Origin of the sequence: Achromobacter sp., from assembly GCF_049647645.1 — a bacterium.
Lineage (GTDB): Bacteria > Pseudomonadota > Gammaproteobacteria > Burkholderiales > Burkholderiaceae_B > Achromobacter.
In genome coordinates, this window is record NZ_JBARYB010000289.1 from 11,898 (window position 1) to 30,222 (window position 18,325).

The 18,325-nt window shown below is 65.9% G+C and carries 18 protein-coding genes; 1 reads left to right on the plus strand and 17 read right to left on the minus strand.

What is annotated here, in order from left to right; translation table 11 throughout:
• Window positions 1-190: 190 nt before the first annotated feature.
• From uvrC to WBB14_RS32830, 10 genes are all read right to left on the minus strand, one after another.
• Window positions 191-2,017 (minus strand): excinuclease ABC subunit UvrC, encoded by a 1,827-nt coding sequence (gene uvrC / locus WBB14_RS32785; RefSeq protein ID WP_424243461.1) that lies wholly within the window; start codon window positions 2,015-2,017, stop codon window positions 191-193.
• The gene (gene nagZ, locus WBB14_RS32790) at window positions 1,980-3,038 is read right to left on the minus strand and encodes a beta-N-acetylhexosaminidase (protein ID WP_424243462.1); all 1,059 of its coding nucleotides are present in this window, start codon (window positions 3,036-3,038) and stop codon (window positions 1,980-1,982) included. Before nagZ ends, uvrC begins: the two co-directional genes overlap by 38 nt.
• Window positions 3,039-3,095: 57 nt before the next feature.
• Window positions 3,096-3,527: a holo-ACP synthase gene (gene acpS, locus WBB14_RS32795; RefSeq protein WP_054452884.1), complete on the minus strand. Its 432-nt coding sequence runs from the start codon at window positions 3,525-3,527 to the stop codon at window positions 3,096-3,098.
• A gap of 48 nt (window positions 3,528-3,575) precedes the next feature.
• Entirely contained in the window at window positions 3,576-4,316 is a 741-nt protein-coding gene (gene pdxJ, locus WBB14_RS32800) for a pyridoxine 5'-phosphate synthase (protein ID WP_424243463.1), read from the minus strand.
• Window positions 4,313-5,800 (minus strand): efflux transporter outer membrane subunit, encoded by a 1,488-nt coding sequence (locus WBB14_RS32805; RefSeq protein ID WP_424243464.1) that lies wholly within the window; start codon window positions 5,798-5,800, stop codon window positions 4,313-4,315. Before WBB14_RS32805 ends, pdxJ begins: the two co-directional genes overlap by 4 nt.
• Complete coding sequence (locus WBB14_RS32810; protein ID WP_424243465.1) at window positions 5,797-9,030, minus strand: multidrug efflux RND transporter permease subunit; 3,234 nt, start codon at window positions 9,028-9,030, stop codon at window positions 5,797-5,799. The genes WBB14_RS32805 and WBB14_RS32810 overlap by 4 nt, the downstream gene beginning before the upstream one ends.
• A 62-nt stretch (window positions 9,031-9,092) precedes the next feature.
• Window positions 9,093-10,355 carry an efflux RND transporter periplasmic adaptor subunit gene (locus WBB14_RS32815; RefSeq protein WP_424243466.1) on the minus strand — a complete coding sequence of 421 codons (1,263 nt, stop codon included), beginning with the start codon at window positions 10,353-10,355 and terminating at the stop codon, window positions 9,093-9,095.
• 198 nt (window positions 10,356-10,553) lie between these two features.
• The gene (locus tag WBB14_RS32820) at window positions 10,554-10,919 is read right to left on the minus strand and encodes a helix-turn-helix domain-containing protein (protein WP_424243467.1); all 366 of its coding nucleotides are present in this window, start codon (window positions 10,917-10,919) and stop codon (window positions 10,554-10,556) included.
• 193 nt (window positions 10,920-11,112) lie between these two features.
• Window positions 11,113-12,306, minus strand: a complete 1,194-nt coding sequence (locus WBB14_RS32825; protein ID WP_424243468.1) for a DUF3734 domain-containing protein — start codon at window positions 12,304-12,306, stop codon at window positions 11,113-11,115.
• Window positions 12,307-12,339: 33 nt separating this feature from the next.
• Entirely contained in the window at window positions 12,340-12,930 is a 591-nt protein-coding gene (locus WBB14_RS32830) for a DUF4136 domain-containing protein (protein WP_424243469.1), read from the minus strand.
• Between the two features lie 156 nt (window positions 12,931-13,086).
• Between WBB14_RS32830 and WBB14_RS32835 the strand changes: the two genes are divergently transcribed.
• The gene (locus WBB14_RS32835) at window positions 13,087-13,881 is read left to right on the plus strand and encodes a TOBE domain-containing protein (protein WP_424243470.1); all 795 of its coding nucleotides are present in this window, start codon (window positions 13,087-13,089) and stop codon (window positions 13,879-13,881) included.
• Between the two features lie 4 nt (window positions 13,882-13,885).
• Here WBB14_RS32835 and WBB14_RS32840 read toward each other — a convergent pair whose 3' ends face one another.
• The 7 genes from WBB14_RS32840 to WBB14_RS32870 all read right to left on the minus strand — a co-directional run.
• The gene (locus tag WBB14_RS32840) at window positions 13,886-14,572 is read right to left on the minus strand and encodes an ATP-binding cassette domain-containing protein (RefSeq protein ID WP_332013057.1); all 687 of its coding nucleotides are present in this window, start codon (window positions 14,570-14,572) and stop codon (window positions 13,886-13,888) included.
• Window positions 14,569-15,252, minus strand: a complete 684-nt coding sequence (gene modB, locus WBB14_RS32845) for a molybdate ABC transporter permease subunit (protein ID WP_332013056.1) — start codon at window positions 15,250-15,252, stop codon at window positions 14,569-14,571. The genes WBB14_RS32840 and modB overlap by 4 nt, the downstream gene beginning before the upstream one ends.
• 23 nt (window positions 15,253-15,275) lie before the next feature.
• Complete coding sequence (gene modA, locus WBB14_RS32850) at window positions 15,276-16,034, minus strand: molybdate ABC transporter substrate-binding protein (RefSeq protein WP_424243471.1); 759 nt, start codon at window positions 16,032-16,034, stop codon at window positions 15,276-15,278.
• 143 nt (window positions 16,035-16,177) lie between these two features.
• On the minus strand, window positions 16,178-16,528 hold the full coding sequence (gene speD / locus WBB14_RS32855; protein WP_424243472.1) for an adenosylmethionine decarboxylase: 351 nt from the start codon (window positions 16,526-16,528) through the stop codon (window positions 16,178-16,180).
• On the minus strand, window positions 16,525-16,695 hold the full coding sequence (locus WBB14_RS32860) for a hypothetical protein (RefSeq protein WP_424243473.1): 171 nt from the start codon (window positions 16,693-16,695) through the stop codon (window positions 16,525-16,527). Before WBB14_RS32860 ends, speD begins: the two co-directional genes overlap by 4 nt.
• Before the next feature lie 4 nt (window positions 16,696-16,699).
• A complete protein-coding gene (locus WBB14_RS32865; RefSeq protein WP_424243474.1) occupies window positions 16,700-18,169 on the minus strand; it encodes a DUF4178 domain-containing protein in 1,470 nt (489 codons plus the stop codon).
• Between the two features lie 6 nt (window positions 18,170-18,175).
• The coding region (locus WBB14_RS32870) for an SHOCT domain-containing protein (protein ID WP_424243475.1) at window positions 18,176-18,325 on the minus strand (150 nt) is incomplete at its 5' end.

Consider the following 18,325-nt stretch of genomic DNA (forward strand, 5'->3'; position numbering starts at 1 on the left):
CAAGATGGGGTCCCCCCCCGAAGCGCCGGAGGCGCTTCCCCCCCAGGGGGGCGCCGCTGCGGACCGGCGGAGCCGGATCCGCGCGGCCCGGGTGGCGCTACGCCGCTTGCCACATCTGCGTCCGGCGCCTTTGAGGCATCCTGGGTGGTTGGGGTTGGAGGCATTTTTCCGGCATTTACGCACGGCTGCGTTACCGCAACGCTTCATAAATACGAATGGCCAGGTCCTGGGAGATGCCGTCGACTGATGCCAGGTCTTCGATGCTGGCGGAGGCCACCCCGGAGAAGCCGCCGAAGCGGGCCAGCAGGCGTTGGCGGCGGCGGGCGCCTATGCCTTCGATCTCTTCCAGGCGGGACACGTTGCGGGCCTTGGCGCGGCGGGCGCGCATGCCGGTGATGGCGAAGCGGTGCGCCTCGTCGCGCACTTGGGCGATCAGCATCAGCGCGGCGGATTCGCCGCCCAGCGCCACCGGCGGCCGGGAATCGGCGAACACCAGGGTTTCCAGGCCGACCTTGCGCCCTTCCCCCTTGGCCACGCCCACCAGCGTCTGGATGTCCAGGCCCAGCTCCACGAACACTTGGCGGGCGACTTCCACCTGGCCTTTGCCGCCGTCGATCAGCACCAGGCCGGGCATGGGCGCCTCGCCGTCGGCGACCTTGGCGAAACGGCGGCTCAACACCTGGCGCATCGCAGCATAATCGTCGCCCGGCGTGATGCCGCCGATGTTGTAGCGGCGGTAGAGCGAGGGCTGCATGTCATGGTGTTCGAACACCACGCAGGACGCCTGGGTGGCTTCGCCGGCCGTGTGGCTGATGTCGAAGCATTCGATGCGCAGCGCATCCAGCGCGGTTTCGTCCGTGTCCAGGTCCAGCGCCTCGGCCAGCGCCAGGGTGCGGGCGGCGCGGGCGCCAGACTCGGTCAGCGCGCGGGCCAAGGCCATTTCGGCATTCTTGGTCGCCTGCTCCAGCCAGGCGCGGCGCGCGCCTTGCGGACGCGTCAGCACTCGCGACGGCCGTCCGCCCGCCTGCTCCACCAGCAGGCCGATCAGGTCGGGATCGGGCAAGGCGTGCGAACAGACCAGCACCGGCGGCATGGCATTGTCGGTGTAGTGCTGGGCGACGAAGGCTTCCAGCACCTGCGGCGCGGCCTCGCCTTCGGCATGCGAGGGAAAGAACGGCTTGTCGCCCAGATGGCGGCCGCCCCGCACCATGGCCAGGTTGACGCAGACCTTGCCGCCGGCGATCGCCACCGCGATGATGTCGGTGTCCTCGCCGCTGACGTTCTCCATGGTCTGCTGGTGCAGCACCCGCGCCAGCGAGCCCATCTGATCGCGCAACGCCGCGGCCTCCTCGAAGCGCAATTCGCTGGCGGCCTGCTGCATCCGGTTTTCGATCTCGCCCATCACGTCCTTGGCTTCCCCATTCAGGAAGCGCACAGCGCGCTGCACGTCGCGCTCGTAATCGGCCGCCTCGATCGCGCCCACGCAGGGCGCCGAGCAGCGCCCGATCTGATGCAGCAGACAGGGCCGCGAACGGTTGGCGAAGACCGAGTCCTCACAGGTGCGCAGGCGGAACACCTTCTGCAGGATCTGGATCGTTTCGCGCACGGCCCAGGCGTTGGGGAACGGCCCGAAATACTGGCCGCGCTTGTTGGTGGCGCCGCGGTAGTAGGCGATGCGCGGCCAATCGTGGCCGGTGATCAGCAGGTAGGGATAAGACTTGTCGTCGCGGAACAGGATGTTGTAGCGCGGCTTCAGAGTCTTGATGAGGTTGTTTTCAAGGATCAGCGCTTCCGCTTCGGAGCGCGTCACCGTCACCTCCAGCCGCGCCACCTTCGCCACCATCTGGGCGATGCGGGGGCTGGCCAGGTTCTTCTGGAAATACGACGAGACGCGCTTCTTCAGGTCGCGCGCCTTGCCGACATACATGACCTCGCCGGCCGCATCCAGATGCCGGTATACGCCCGGCAGATGCGGCAGGTCAGCCAGGAACGATTTGAGATTGAAGTCGTCGGGCATTCTGGTAACGGCTTTCAGCCTGCAAGGTATCCCAGTCCGGCGCATCAAAGCGCGGCATCAGGCGACGGATGCGGGCCACGGACTCGGGCGCGTGCTCGAACTTCAAGCGCTCGAGCAATTCGTCGGCCAGGTCCGGCCGGTTGCATACCAGCACCATGTCGCAGCCGGCGCCCAAAGCGGCGTTGGCGCGGTCAAGGATGTCGCCTGCCACCGAGGCGCCTTCCATGGTCAGGTCGTCCGAGAACACGACTCCATCGTAGCCCAGGCGGGTGCGCAGGATGTCCTGGACCCAGCGCTTGGAGAAACCGGCCGGATGCTTGTCGACCTTGGGGTAGATCACGTGCGCGGGCATTACCGACGGCAGCACCGCGTCGCCCAGCCAGGCATAAGGGGCAGCGTCGTCCTTCAGGATCTTGTCCAACGGACGCGAGTCCACCGGGATCTCATGGTGCGAGTCCGCTTCCACGTAACCATGGCCGGGGAAGTGCTTGCCGCAAGCCGACATGCCCGCCAGTTGCAGGCCCTGGATCAGCGCGCGCGACAGCATCGTGACCACGCGCGGGTCCTGGTGGAAGGCACGGGTGCCGATCACCTTGCTGACGCCGTAATCCAGGTCCAGCACGGGCGTGAAGCTCATGTCCACGCCGCAAGCGCGCAGCTCGGCGGCCAGCACGTAGCCGGCTTCGGTCGCCAGGCGCATGGCTTGCAGCGGATCGCGGTTCCACAACACGCCGAGATCGCGCATGGCGGGCAGCGGCGTGAAGCCGTCTTCGCGGAAGCGCTGCACGCGGCCGCCCTCGTGGTCCACCAGGATCAGCAGGGGCTCCTTGCGGGCCTTGTGGATCTGGCGCGTCAGCTCGGTCAGCTGCTTGCGGCTTTCGAAATTGCGGGCGAACAGAATCACCCCGCCCACCAGCGGATGGCGCAGGCGCTTCTTTTCCGCCTTCGTCAGCGTGTGTCCCGCCACATCGACCATCACGGGGCCGGGCGGCAGGACCGCCTTGGATTTCTTTTTGGCCATGTCAGGCTTCCTTCTGTCTGAGTCTGGCAAGCCGGCGGCGGGCACGGGGTCCGCCGATCAGGGCTTGCGTTCAACCACCACGTAAGCGGCGGCCATGTCGGATTCGTCGGTAATGGACACATGCGCCGCGCCAAAACGCTGCTCATACCATTGCAGCAGTTCGGGCGCGATCACCAGCACGGGACGCCCGCCGGGCGCATTCAAGGTCTGCACGCGCCGCCAAGTCATGGGCATGCGCATGCCCAGCCCGATGGCCTTGGAAAATGCTTCCTTGGCCGCGAACCGGGTGGCCAGGAAGCGCAGGCCGCGCACCGGGTCGCGGGCACGGCGCGCGTGGAATTTCTGCAGTTCCTCGACGCCCAAGATTTTTTCCGCGAAACGGTCGCCGTGACGCGCCAGCGCGCGCTCGATGCGATCGATGCGCAGCAGGTCCATGCCGATGCCGGCAATGGCGCCCGCGGGCGCGGCGGGACGGGAGGCGTCAGACATGGGAATATGCGCGCGTCCGGCGGCAAGCGAGAGGCATCGGTTCCGCGGTCACAGCCCGCGCAGCGCTTGCAGGCGAGCCTGCACCATCAGCGCCTTCATGTCGCGCACCGCCTTTTCCCAGCCGTCGAACACCGCCTGCGCGACGATGGCGTGGCCGATGTTGAGCTCGGCGATGCCGTCCAATGCGGCCACCGGCTTGACGTTGCCGTAATGCAGGCCGTGGCCGGCATTCACGCGCAAGCCATGTCGCAGCCCTTCGGCCACGGCCAGGCGCAGCCGTTGCAGTTCGGCCTCGGCGGCCTCCCCCTCGGCCTCGGCATAGGCGCCAGTGTGCAATTCGATCACCGGCGCGCCGGCCCGGGCCGCGGCCGCGATCTGCACGGGATCCGGATCGATGAAGAGCGACACGCGAATGCCGGCCTCGGCCAGCAGGCCGACTGCGTCCGACACGGGGCCCATGGCGCCAGCGACTTCCAGGCCGCCTTCGGTCGTGAGCTCGGTGCGCTTTTCGGGCACCAGGCAGACATCGCTGGGCTTGACCGCGCAGGCGATCTCCAGCATTTCCGCCGTCACCGCGCATTCCAGGTTCATGCGCGTGCGCAGTTGCGGACGCATGGCATAGACGTCCTTGTCCTGGATGTGGCGCCGGTCTTCACGCAGATGCAGCGTGATCAGGTCGGCGCCGGCATCCTCCGCGCGCAGCGCGGCAAGCACCGGATCCGGGTAGGTCGTATGGCGTTGCTGCCGCAGCGTGGCAACGTGATCGATATTTACACCAAGTTCTATCATTGCACTTTCGTTGTTTCTTCCCAGCCGCCGCCCAGGGCCTTGTACAGTTCCACGCGGTTGATCAGCGCGGCCAGGCCAGTCTGGACCAGGGCGAGCTGGGCATTGAAAAAGTCCACCTGCGCGGTCTGCACCTGCAGGTAGCTGTCGATACCATTGGTATAGCGCAAATTCGACAGTTCCAGCGTGCGTCCGGACGCGTCCTGCAGGGCGCGCTGGGCGTCCAGCTGCGCTCCGTAGGTAGCTTCGCCCGCCAGCGCGTCCGACACTTCGCGGAACGCCTGCTGGATGGACTGTTCGTACTGCGCCACGGCGATATTGTCGCGCGCCTTTGCCAGGTTCAGCCCTTCGCGGATGCTGCCGCCGGCGAACAACGGCGTGGTGATCGAAGGCGAAAAGCTCCAATAACCCTGGCCGCCCTTGAACAGGTCGCCCAACGACGGACTAGCCACGCCCAGCAGGCCGGTCAACGAAATGGTCGGGAAGAACGCCGCGCGCGCCGCGCCGATATTGGCGTTGGCGGACATCAGTTGGTTTTCCGCGGCCATGATGTCCGGACGGCGTTCCAACAAGTCGGACGGCAGGCCTGCAGGCACGGTGGCCAGCAACTGGTCGCGGCCGAACACGGCAGGCGCCGGCAGGTCCGGCGGCAGCGGCGCGCCAACCAGCAGCACCAGCGCGTTCATGGCCTGGGCCTGGGCGCGGGCCAGTTGCGCCAGATCGGACGAAGCCGTATCCAGCAGCGTCTTGGCCTGGTTCAAGTCCAGTTCGGAGGCCACGCCGCCGTCGAAACGGCGCTTGACCAGGTCATAGGATTCCTGGCGCGACGCCAGGGTACGCTGCGTCAGCTCCAGCTGGACCTCGGCGGCGCGCAGGTTGAAATACGACTGCGCGACCGACCCGACCAGCGTGATTTGCGCGCTCTTCTGTGCCTGCTCCGTCGACAGGTATTGCTGATACGCCGCCTCGGAAAGGTTGCGCAAGCGGCCGAACAGGTCGATCTCGAAGGTGGTCAGGCCAATGCCGGCCTGGTACGAGCTGCTGATGGAGCCCGAGCCGGCCGCCCGCATATTTTGCGGCAGATGCTGGCGCTGGCCCTGGATGCCGGCGCCGATGCTGGGCCATTGCGCGCCGCGCTGGATGCCGTACTGGGCGCGGGCCTCTTCCACGCGCTCAACCGCCACGCGCAGGTCGCGGTTATTGGCCAGCGACAGCTCGATCAGGCTTTGCAGACGCGGATCGCGGAAGAACTCGCGCCAGCCCAGATAGGCGGCGGGCGTGCCGTCTTGCGGCATGACCGCGGTGGACGGCTGGGTACCCAGCGAAGTGGGCTTGGCGTAACCGCCGTACTGCACCTTGGGCTGGTCGGGCCACGTGCCCACCACAGGCGCATCGGGGCGCTTGTAATCAGGCGCCAGCGAGCAGCCGGCCAACGCCACCGCCACGAAAGCGGACAGGGCGGTCTGTTTGAACTTCAGGGCTTTCATTCCTTGCCCTCCTGGCCACCGTTGGGTTGTGCGGGATGTTGCGCGGCGGCGTCCGGCGCAGCCTGTCCGGCTGCAGCCTTCTTGGCCGCCTGCTCTTCTTCGAAGGCGCGCAGTTCCGCGCCCAGCAGGCGCGGCCGGGTCTTGAACAGGCCCAGCACCACCACGAAGAAGGTTGGCACGAAAATCACCGCGAACGGCGTGGCGGCCAACATGCCGCCCAGCACGCCCAGACCCACGGCGCGCTGGCTGGCGGCGCCGGCGCCGGTCGCCATGGCCAGGGGCACCACGCCCAGGATGAAGGCCAACGAGGTCATCAGGATGGGACGGAACCGCAGCCTGGCGGCTTCCACCGCCGACTCGTACAGGCCCATGCCGCGCGCGTACTGGTCCTTGGCGAACTCCACGATAAGAATGGCGTTCTTGGCCGCCAAACCGATCACGGTCACCATGCCCACCTGGAAGTACACGTCGTTGGACATGCCCAGCGCACTGATCAGCGCCACCGCGCCCAACATGCCCAGCGGCACCACCAGCATCACCGAAATCGGGATGGCCCAGCTTTCATACAGGGCGGCCAGCACCAGGAACACTACCAGCAGCGACAGGCCCATCAGGATCGGGGCCTGGTTGCCAGCCTGGCGTTCCTGATAGGAAAGGCCGTTCCACTCGTAGCCAAAGCCCTGCGGCAGTTGGCCCACCAGGCGTTCCATCTCGGCCATCGCCTCGCCCGTGGTGTAGCCCGGCGCGGCGTCGCCGCTGATGCGCATGGACTCGTAGCTGTTGTAGCGCACCACCTGCACCGGGCCCTGCTTCCATTCGGCCTTGACGAAAGTGGACAGCGGCACCATGCCGCCCTGGCTGTTGCGCGCATTCAGCTGCAGCACGTCATTGAGCTGCATGCGGTACGGCGCGTCGGCCTGCACCCAGATGTTCTGCATCCGGCCCAGGTTGGGGAACTTGCTCAAATAGGCGGAACCGACGGCGGTGGAAATCAGCGAGGCGGCCTCGTTGAAATCCACGCCCAGCGCGGCTGCCTTGTCGCGGTCAATGGTCAGGCCGAGCTGCGCGCCCGGTCCAAGACCCGTGATGCGCACCTGCGACAGCACGGGGCTCTTCATGACCAGGCCCATGAGCTCGCCGGTGGCCGCTGCCAGGGCAGCGGAACCCGCCGCGCCGCGATCCTGCAGGCGGAAGTCGAAGCCGGTGGCGTTGCCCAGGGACGAGATGGCGGGCGGCACCAGGGTGAACACCTGCGCGTCATGGATGCCCATCAGCTGCTTTTCAAAGGCCCGGAAGGCGATCGCGCCCGCGGAATCCTTGCGCTCCTTGCGTTCGCTGAAGTCCTTCAGCGTGACGAAGGCGATGGCGGCGTTCAGGCCGTTGCCGTTGAAGCTGTAGCCCTGCACGGCAATGACGTTCTCGACCGCGGGCACGTCCGCGAAGTACTTCTCGACCTGCTCGATAACCTCGACCGTCCGGTTGGCGGTGGCGCCGGTGGGCAGCTCGATGTTGCTGACCACGTAGCCCTGGTCTTCCTCGGGCAGGAAGGACGAAGGCAGGCGCAGGTACAGCCAGCCCAGCAACAGGACCAGCACCAGGAACGCCAGCATCATGCGGCCGCCCTTGTGCAGCATGCGCGACACCCAGTTCTGGTAATTGTGGGTGGTGGCGTCAAACTTGCGGTTGAACCAGCCGAAGAAGCCCTTCTTGTCCTCGTGGTGGCCCTTGGGCACCGGCTTGAGGATGGTGGCGCACAGCGCCGGAGTGAAGGTCAACGCCAGCAGCGCCGAGAAGAAGATGGACACGGCCATCGCGATCGAGAACTGGCGATAGATCACGCCCACCGAACCGCTCATGAAGGCCAGCGGCAGGAACACCGTCACCAGCACCAGCGTAATGCCGATAATGGCGCCGCTGATCTGAGGCATGGCCTTCTTGGTGGCTTCCTTGGGTGGTAAGCCCTCTGTGGACATGATCCGCTCGACGTTCTCCACCACCACGATGGCATCGTCGACCAGAATCCCGATGGCAAGCACCATGGCGAACATGGTGAGCACGTTGATGGAGAACCCTAGCGCCAGCATCACCGCGAACGCCCCGAGCATGGCCACCGGCACCACCAGGGCCGGGATCAGGGTATAGCGGACGTTCTGCAGGAACAGGTACATCACCAGGAACACCAGCACCATGGCTTCCGCCAGGGTGTGGACCACCTGCTCGATCGACACCTTCACGTAGGGCGCCGTGTCGTACGGAATGGAGTAGGTAATGTTGCCCGGGAAGTACTTGGACAGTTCCTCCATTTGCTGGCGCACGCCCTGCGCGGTAGCCAGCGCGTTGGCGTTGGGCGACAGCACAATGGCGAATGCCGCCGTCGGCTTGCCGTTCAGGCGGGCGCCGAACTGGTAATTGTCCGCGCCGACTTCAATACGCGCGACGTCGCGCAGCAGCACCTGGGAGCCGTCGGTATTGGCGCGCAGGACGATCTTGCCGAAGCCCTCCACGGTGCTCAGCTGGCCGTTGGCCGTGACCGTGGCGGTGATGCGCTGCGAGTCCGGATTGGGCGGCGCGCCGATGCTGCCACCGGAAATCACCACGTTCTGCTGGGCGATGGCCTGGTTGACCTGCGACATGCTCAGGTTGAAACCGACCAGCTTGGCGGGATCGACCCACACGCGCATGGCGCGCGGCGCCGCGAACAGCTGGAACTGGCCCACGCCGGGCACGCGCGATACGGGGTTCTTGATGTTGCGGGTGATGTAGTCGGCCAGCGCGGTCTGGTCCAGCGAACCGTCGGTGGACGACACCGCCGCCACCATCAGGAAGCCGGTACTGGTCTGTTCGTATTGCAAGCCCTGCTGCTGCACGGCGGTCGGCAGCTGCGCGACCACGTTGGACACGCGGTTCTGCACGTCCACCTGCGCAAGGTCTGGGTTGGTTCCCGGAGCGAAGGTCGCCGTGATGGTCGAGGTGCCGTAGGAATCGCTGACCGACTCGTAGTAGATCAGGCCCTTGGCGCCGTTGAGCTGGTCTTCGATGATACTGGTGACTTGCTCGGCCACTTCGTTGGCCGAAGCGCCGGGATAGGTCGCCGTGATCGTGATCGCGGGCGGCGCCACGTCCGGATACTGCGAAATCGGCATGTTCGGGATCGCCAGCACCCCGGCCAGCAGGATGAACAGGGCGACTACCCAAGCGAAAATCGGTCTATCAATAAAAAATTGCGGCATGTGGGCTGACTCTGAAAGCGATGCTCACCAAAGAGGAACGCGGCGCTTGCGCCGCGTGCCGCTTAAGATTTCTGGCCTGCGGCCTTGTCCTGCTGCGCAGGCTCGGCCGGCTTGGCGCCAGGCTGCGGGGCGGATTCCGCGGGCTTGGCGCCCGGTTGCGCGGGAGCCTGGCCGCCCGGCGCGGGCGTGCCGTTCTTCCATTCGCTGGCCTGCACCGGCGCGCCCGGACGGACCTTCTGGAATCCTTCCACCACGACCACGTCGCCAGCCTTCAAGCCGCTGGTGACGATCCAGTTGCTCTTGAGAGCGCCGCCAGTGGTGACCGGAATCTGCTCGATCTTGTTGTCCTTGACCAGCAACAGGCTTTGCAGGCCGTCCGCGGTACGCTGCAGCGCCTGCTGCGGCACCATCAGGGCCTTGTCGTCCACGCCCTGCTCCAGGCGTACGCGCACATACATGCCGGGCAGCAGGATGCCGTCGGGGTTGGGAACTTCGGCGCGCAGGTTGACCTGGCCCGTGGTCGGGTCCACGGTGATGCCGGTGAACAGCAGCTTGCCCGGCTGGCCGTACTCGGAGCCGTCTTCCAGCACGATGGTGGCGCGCGCCGTGTCCTTGCCGACTTGCTGCAACTGGCCGCTGGCGAAGGCGCGTCGCAAGGATGCGAGCTCCGCGGTGGACTGGGTGAAGTCCACGTAGATCGGATCCAGTTGCTGCACCGTGGCCATCTGCGTGGCGGAGGTGGCCTCGACCAGCGCGCCTTCGGTGACTAGCGGCTTGCCAATGCGGCCGGTGATGGGCGAGGTGACGTCGGTGTAGCCGAGATTGATCGCAGCGTTGTCCTGCGCCGCCTTGGCGGCGGCGACGGACGCGTCCGCCTGGCGGTACGAGGCCACGGCGTTGTCGTATTCCTGCTTGCTGACGGCGTTGGCCTTGACCAGCGGCGCGTAACGGTCGGCCAACAGCTTGGCGCTGAACAGATTGGCCTGCGCCTGCTTGAGCTGCGCCGTCGCTTGATCGTAGGCAGCCTTGTAGGGCGCCGGATCGATCTTGAAGAGCAGCTGGTTTTCCTTGACGTCCCCGCCCTGCTCGAAGGCGATCTTCTGGACGATGCCAGTAACGCGCGAACGGATCTGCGCATCCCGGACGGCATCAACGCGGCCGGGCAGGTCGGACACGATGGGCGCGCGCTGCGGCTGGATCGTAATGACGCTGACCTGGGGCATGCCTGGATTCATGTGCGGCTTTTCACCGCAACCAGCCAATATCAGTGCGAGGACCCCACCGGAAAAAGCCAGCCCTGAAACACGTTTAGGCGAAAACCGCATTGAAACCCCCGCGTAGCGTAATTAACCATAATCGCGTCATGTAATCGCAGTATTCAACCGCGGCTCTGGCCGCGATCAAAATAAGAAGCATGCGTCATCAAGGCACGTAATCAGCCCAGTAATGTAACTCAGTTATTGGGGAAATCACTGATTTTTAGTGCTTCAAATACCACGCGCGGCGGGATTTCATACAACAAATCAGGTCTCGGAAAGCTCGCGCAGCTTGCCCAGGAACACATAGCCCATGCCATGCACCGTATGCAGCGGCAGCCGGACGCCGGCCAGCAGGACTTTGCCGCGCAGGCGGCAGATCGCCACATTCAGCGTGCGCATCGTGGTGCGCCTGCGAGCGGTCAAGAATTCATCGCGCCGCAGTTCCCGGGCGGAATTGCCCGCCAGGCACAGCAGGCAGGTGCGCTCCAGGGCAGTCAGGCCGATGCGGATACCCTGGGGCGTAAGCAGGGTCCAGCCCTGGTAGACCAAGGTCCACCAGCCGTCCATGGCATAGAGAGTGTCGGCCGCGCGGGCGGGCGCGACCTGGGCAAGGCGAGCGGGGGCATTCACGACGGATCTCCACCAGGACGGCCCGCGCCGCGCGGGATGGCGGCCGGCTCCCGGAACAAGGTTGCAAATCGCCCGGAAAGACTACCGCCTGAACCCGCCGATGACGGATTTGTAAGGCATCTATAAGACCAATCCGATCGAAAACCTGCCCAGTGCCGTTCCGGAAACCCCGCCGAGCCTCGGCCCCGCCAGTTCAGGTGCGTTTGCCGTTGCGATGGATATCGTGGGTGACGAAACAGCTATCCTGGGTCGGACGGGCCAGGATGCCGGGTTTGGCCAGCGTGGCGCGGATGTCGGCCAAGCCCGACTCCCAGTGCTCGCGCATGGCCTCGGTGCCAAACTCGTAGTCCTTGGAGTAACGCTCCCGGTGCTTGGACTCGTAGATAAGGTTGATGATGTTGGTGGCCGGCGTATGGGACAGCTTGCGGATGTCGTCGAACTCAGCCGCGTTGCGCTCGGCTTCCGGCAGCTTCGCCAGCAGACGCTGCAAGCCGTGCCGCAGCTTGAGCACGCGCCGCATCTGGTCCGTGACCAGGCGGGTCCGGCTCGAATACTGGATGTCCTTCTGCCGCTCGGCCACTTCCTCCAGGTTGGTCGGCAGGCCGCCGCGCGCCGGCCACAGGTCGACCTGGAACGCCAGCGTGTCCCGCATGTTGTCCGTGGTCAGCACCTGGGCCAGCGGCGTGTTGGACACGACGCCGCCGTCCCAATAGTGTTCGCCGTCGATCTCGACGGAGGGGAAGCCCGGCGGCAAGGCGCCCGAGGCCATGATGTGCTCGGGCTTCAGGGTGTCCTTCTGGCTGTCGAAATAGGCGAAGTTGCCGGTCCGCACGTTGACCACGCCGAAACTGGCGCGCACGGCCCCGCTATTGAGCAGGTCGAAATCCACGAACTCCCGCAAGGTCGCGGCCAGCGGCGTGGTGTCGTAGAAGCTGGTGGACGCCGCGCCCTTGCCGTGCACCAGGTAGGGCGGCGGAAAACGCGGTTTGAAAAAACCCGGTTGGCCCGAGAACAGGGCCTGGAATGCCGACACATGCCCGTTCATGACCGGCGAGCCGAAGCCGAATGGCAAGCCTTCGAACATGGCGCCGAGCGTATCGCCCCAGGGCACCGAGGCAAAACCCGCCGGGCGGCAGATGCTTTCCCAGAAGCCGCGCAAGCGCTCCACACGCTCGTCCTCGCGGGAGCCCGCGATGATCGCCGCATTGATCGATCCGATGGAGATGCCGGAAATCCAGTTGGGCCGGATACCCGCTTCGTGCAATCCCTGGTACACCCCGGCCTGGTAGGCCCCCAGCGCTCCCCCGCCCTGCAGCACCAGGGCGACGACTTCATAGGGCGGCGTATCGCCGGTGTCTTGGGTCGGGGCCTTGCGGCGAGTACTCATGCGGCTTCCTCTAGGCAGGGCTGGCGGGCCACCCTACTTGCTTTTGTCTGGCAATTGCGGCGCGGCCACGCCCGCGCGGAACGGATACTTGGAGAATATCTGTGCAACCACCTTGTCCGTGTTCTCGGCCGAGGCGCTCGCATCGGGCTGGACCTCGCCCACCGCCACGCCTTCCCACACCAATTGCCTGCGGCGCGCGTCGACGAGGTCGATATTCAAGGTGCCCTCAGTATATTGGTAGACGTCATCGCCCCAGCCGTAACCGGGCCAGCCGCCGTAGAAGCCGGTGCGATAACCGTAGTAGGGCCCCATGGGCGGCGCGGCGGGGGTGACTTGCACCTTCTGCTGCAGCTTGGCGCTGAAATTGACCAACAGGTCGGGATTGGAAGCGCTATAGGTATAGCCGCGCATTTCCATCTGGCCACGCGTGGCGTTCTTGAGGCGCTCGGTCAGCAAGCTGCTGTAGCCCGCTTTGTCCGTGCCCAGCGGCGCCATGTACCCGAACGTTCGGTACTGGGCGAAATTCGCCTGGTGGTCATAGTCGCTCTTGACGGTGGGCCCCGAGGCGCAAGCCGCCAACAGAGCCGTCATGGAACCCGCAGCCAGCAATTTGAACGCTTTCATGTCGTTTTCTCCGAGAGCCCGATGCCTGGACATAGTGCCGCGAAGCCCGCAAAATTTCAACAGCATCTCATTCTCATCCCTCCCGCCACGAGGCGCCAACCGCCGCCGTCCATTACACTTTGAACCGTCCCATACCCTGACCACGGCACGACACAGATGTTGGAACTCGACGGCTCGATTTGGTTTCGCTCCGGCGCCCAGACCTGGGGCGGAAAAAACCGCATAGACCTGCTGGCGCAAATAGATGCCACCGGTTCGATCACGGCCGCCGCGCGCGCCGTGGGCATGAGCTACAAGGGAGCTTGGGACGCGATCGACGCCATGAACAACCTGGCGGGCGAGCCTTTGGTCATCCGGGCCGCCGGCGGCAAGGGCGGCGGCGGCACGCGCCTGACGGACCGCGCGCGCGGCCTGATAGGCACCTTCCGCGCCCTGGAAGCCGAACACCGCAAGTTCATGGAAAACCTGACCCGCGCTGGCATGACCGCCAGCGGCGACATCGACCTCATGAGGCGTTTCATGCTAAAGACCAGCGCACGCAACAAACTGCTAGGCACCGTCATCCAGATCCGCGCCGGCGCCGTCAACGACGAAATCGTGCTGCGCATCGCGGGCGGCCTGACCATAACGGCCACCATCACCCGCGAAAGCACGCAGGAACTGGGATTGGCGATGGGCAAGGAGGCGATCGCGCTGGTCAAGGCGTCGTCGGTCATCGTGGGCGCGCCTGGCCCCGGCCTGCGCCTGTCGGCGCGCAATCAACTGCCGGGCAAGATCACCGCCCTGCGCCCGGGCGCCGTCAACAGCGAGATCCTGATCGGACTGGACGGCGGCGTGACGCTGGCGGCCATCGTCACCAATGAAAGCGCGCAGGATCTGGCCTTGGACATAGGCGCCGACGCGGTGGCGATCTTCAAGGCTTCCAGCGTGATACTTGGCGTGCTGGACTGATCTCTCAGACGCCCACGTCCTCATCGTGGCGCCGCACCCTGCCCTCGCGCACTTCGAATACTTCGTCGGCCAGCGCGTCCACGTCGGCCGGGTCGTGCGTGATCAGGAGCATGGGTACGTCCAGCTGGCGCTGCAAGGCGTTGAGCTCCGACCGCATCTTGCCGCGCAGTTGCGAGTCCAGCGCTGAAAAGGGTTCGTCCAGCAACAGGATGTCCGGCCGCAGCATCAGGGCTCGCGCCAAGGCTACCCGCTGCTTCTGCCCGCCCGAGATTTCGCTGGGATAGCTGCCCACGATGGAGCCCAGTTCGAACGCGTCCACCCAGCGCTGCGCCTCGGGCCCGACCTCGCGCCTGGGCGGATTGCGCCAACCGCGCCGCAGGCCGAAAGCAATGTTCTGCGCCACGGTCAGGTGGGGAAACAGGGCGTAGTCCTGGAACAGGTAAGCGACGCGGCGCGACTGCGCGGGCAGGCTGACGCCGGCATTGGAATCGAACAGCACGCGGCCGTTGATCTCGATGCGGCCCGAATCGGGCCGCAGCAGGCCAGCCACCGCGCGCAGGGTCAGGCTCTTGCCCGCCCCCGACGGACCGAACAGCGCGATGCGCTTGGCCGAGGAATCGAATGCCACGTCCAGCGCAAAGCGCCGGTCGCCGGACACCATCTGCTTGCGCACCTGGATGCTGACGCTCATAGCGCGCTCCCGTTGCGCCGGCCGCTGACGGGCACCAGCTTGCCGGCCAGCAGCAAGACCACCACGCAGGTCACCGAGGTGACCAGCACCAGCATGTTGGCGGTGGCGTCGTCGCCCGCCTGCACCGCCTCGTAGATGGCGACGGACAGGGTTTGCGTGCGCCCCGGCAGGTTGCCGGCAATCATCAGGGTGGCGCCGAATTCGCCCAGCGCCCGCGCGAACGCCAGCAGCACGCCAGCGGCGATGCCGCGCGCGGCCAAAGGCAGGGTGACGCGGAAGAACACCCCCGCCTCACACACGCCGAGCACGCGCGCCGCGCTTTCCAGCTGGCTGTCGACGTTCTCGAAGGCGGCGCGGGCCGATTTGAACACCAGCGGGAAGGCCACCACGGAGGCCGCGATCACCGCGCCCTGCCAGGTGAAGACCAGCTCGATGCCCCAGCCCGCCAGCGTCTCGCCGATGATGCCGCGGCGCCCCAGCAGCACCAGCAGGTAATAGCCCAGCACGGTGGGCGGCAACACCAGCGGCAAGGTCAGCAGCGCGTCCAACAGGTCGCGTCCCGGCCAGCGCCAGCGCGACAGGCCATAGGCCGCGGCCGTGCCGGCCACGGTTGCCAACAACGTGGCCCAGCCTGCCACTTTCAGGGAAAGCAGCAGCGGCACCCAAACCGGATCACTCATCAATGCCTACGATTCAACAGGTATCAGGGCTTCTGGAAGCCGTAGCGCGACAGTATCGCCTGACCCGCGGGAGACAGCACATAGGCGACGAAACTTTCGGCTTCCTTGGCGGCCGCTTCGCGGGTGGTGACGGCGATGGGATAGGTCACCGGCGTCTGCGAAGGCACGCGCACCGCAACCTTGACCTTGTCCGCCATGATGGCTGCGTCGGTCGCGAACACGAAGCCGGCGTCGACCTCGCCGCGCGCCACGTAGTCCAGGCTCTGGCGCACGTTCTGGGCCAGCACGCTCTTGGCCTGCACTTCCTTCCACAGGCCGGCCGCCTCCAGCGCGCCCTGGGTGTAGCGGCCCACCGGCACCGATGCCGGGTTGCCGTAGGCGATGCGCTTGACGTCGTCGCGGGTCAGGTCCTTGAGCGCGGTGATGTTGGCCTTGCTGTCGGCCGGGACGATCAGCACCACCTGGTTGGCGGCGAAGTCCACCCGGGACGCCGCCTTGACGGCCTTTTCTTCAACTGCCTTGTCCATGGCCTTCTGGTCGGCCGAGGCGAACACGTCGGCCGGCGCGCCCTTGACGATCTGCTGCAGCAGCACGTCGGACGCGCCGAAGTTCAGGATGACCTTGGTGCCGGCGTGCTCTTTTTCGTAGCCTTGAGCGACTTCCTTGAAGGCGTTGGTCAGGCTGGCGGCGGCCGACACCACCAGGTCGCCGGCGTTGGCATTGACGCTCCATGCGGCGGCCAGCGCCAAGGACAGCGCCACGATCGGACGTTTGCGGAACATGATCTTCTCCCAGGGAAATCGCTAAGTCAGTAACGAAATATATATAGGTATATAACGCTAGTCAATTTGGCTTCCCGGGGTGGCGTTGAGCAATATCAAGGAGTGGCGGCCGGGGATTCAGCCCGCCGGACCGGGCGCGGGTCTCAGCCCCGCGCCACCGTGGTCGCATGCACGGCCTCGGGCGCCAGTCGCGCCCGCAGGTGTTCCAGCGCCAGTTCGGGCCGGGCCGTGCCGCACATGAAAATATCCAGCGCCGCGAACGCATGTTCGGGCCAGGTATGGATGCTGATGTGGGATTCGCTCAACAAGACCACGCCGGTCACACCGGCGCCGTCGCCGAAATGATGGAAGTGCGCGCTCAGCACATGGGCGCCCGCCGCCTGGGCCGCGGCGATCAGGTCACGCTCCAGCGCTTGCGCGTCAGTCAGACGATCCGCCGGCACGCCGCGGAAGTCCGCCAGTACGTGGCGGCCAGGTGTGGCATGCGGGGTCACTTATGGGATCCGCCCGAGGACCAGCCCGATCCGCCGGACGAGCTGCTGCCCCAGCTGCTGCTACTGGTACTGCCGCCGCCGCTGCTGATGCGGGCGCCGGGCGAACTTGCCCCCGTGGTGGCCAGCACGACCACGACCGCGTAGATGGCATACATGAGCTTGCCCATCTTGCTATTCGTCCTTGCCTGATAGTTTGTCCGCCAGCGCTGCGGGGATCCAGAGGAACGCCAGGCCGATCAGGATCGGGATGATGCGTCCGCTGAAAATATTGCCCAGATTCAGGAACCCCATCGCAATCATGGCCGTCCAGGCCCATTTGCGGTATCCCCTGCCCTTGCCGCTCAAGGGCAGGGCCTTCTGCTTGGCGAGTTCAGGGTTGCCGAACCATTCGGCCAGTTGCGCCGGCGCCACCGGACCCGAGGCCGACCAGCCCAGTTCGGACTCGCTCAGTTCGCGAGTCAGCTTCAGGTTGCCGGCCTTGTAGTCGGTAATCTTGGTGCTGTCGCCGACCTTGACGCGCCAGTTGAACGCGCCCAGCGCCAGTTCCACGCGCGAGGTGTAGTCGTACAGCTTCTGATAAAGCTTGGAGCGCCAGCGCACGCTGCTGGCATTGTTGAGGCTGGGCCAGGTGTCGCACACCTGCACGCGCTCCCAGCCCTCGTCCGTTTCCACCAGCCAGATGAACCCTTTCACCGGATTGAACAGCAGGTATTCGATCCAATCGGACGGTTCCTCGGGATCCGGATCGGCGCACTTCATCAAGCCGATGAGCGTGTAGGAAGCGCCATCGATCTTGGCCACCGCGCCCAGCGACAGCGTGGTCTTGATGGCCTGGACCTTGCGGGCCTTCTCGATGACTTCGGCAGTCGGTCCCGAACAATCGACCGCGGCCGAGCACGAGGGGCAGACCACTTGGGTGGCCATGGCTGCCACGAAGCTTATCGGCCCGCCGCAGTTCGGGCAGTCCAGCGCCTTGATCTGTCCGCGGAAGCGGCCAGCGGTCTCCTCGACCTGCTCGTTGGTCCGCAAGGATGCCGCCTGCATGGCGGACAGGTCGAAGGCCTTGCCGATGTACAGCTCTGGCTCGGACCCGTCGGAAAAATCCAGTGTCAGGAACGCGTCCAGGCTGCGGTAATCCGCCACCTTGGCCAGCCAGCCCGCGCCCGGCACGAAGGGCAGTTCGCCTTGTGTGCCGCCCGCCTGGCAGGCCCGCACATCGGCAGCCGTGAAGCGCTGGCCGTCCAGCTTCAGTTCGTCGCCGGGCGAAATGTCGTCGAACGCCGGCATGCCCTGGGTGGACTTGACCTTGCGCCGCCGGGTTACGGCGTACTGGCCCGAGGCGTCCGACAGCCAGCCGTCGGAACCGTCCTCGAACCACAGGTACCACTCGTTCCAGAAGCCTTCCTCGTAGCGCAACTGGATGCGGCCGATAAGGTCAAAGCGCTTGCCCTCATGGGTGCCGGCCGCGCCCAGGCACAAGGGCGAGTAGTCCTCCAGGACGTCGGCGGCCTCGCCGATGCGTTTGACCGAGTCGGCGTCCTTCAGCAAAGTGCTGCGGCAGGCGCCGCAGACCGCCATGACGGATGCCGCGGACGTGAACTTGACTGGAGCGCCGCACTGCGGACACAGAACCTGCTGCATGGAGCCTTAGCTGGTGAGTTTCTTCAGCACTTCGGCCTTGGCCGAATCGTAGTCGGCGGCCGTGATCAGGCCTTTGTCCAGCAGATCCTTGAGCTGCTGCAGCCGCTGCGCCGGGTCGCCCCCGGCGGCAGCCGGCGCCGGCTGGGCAGCTTGCTG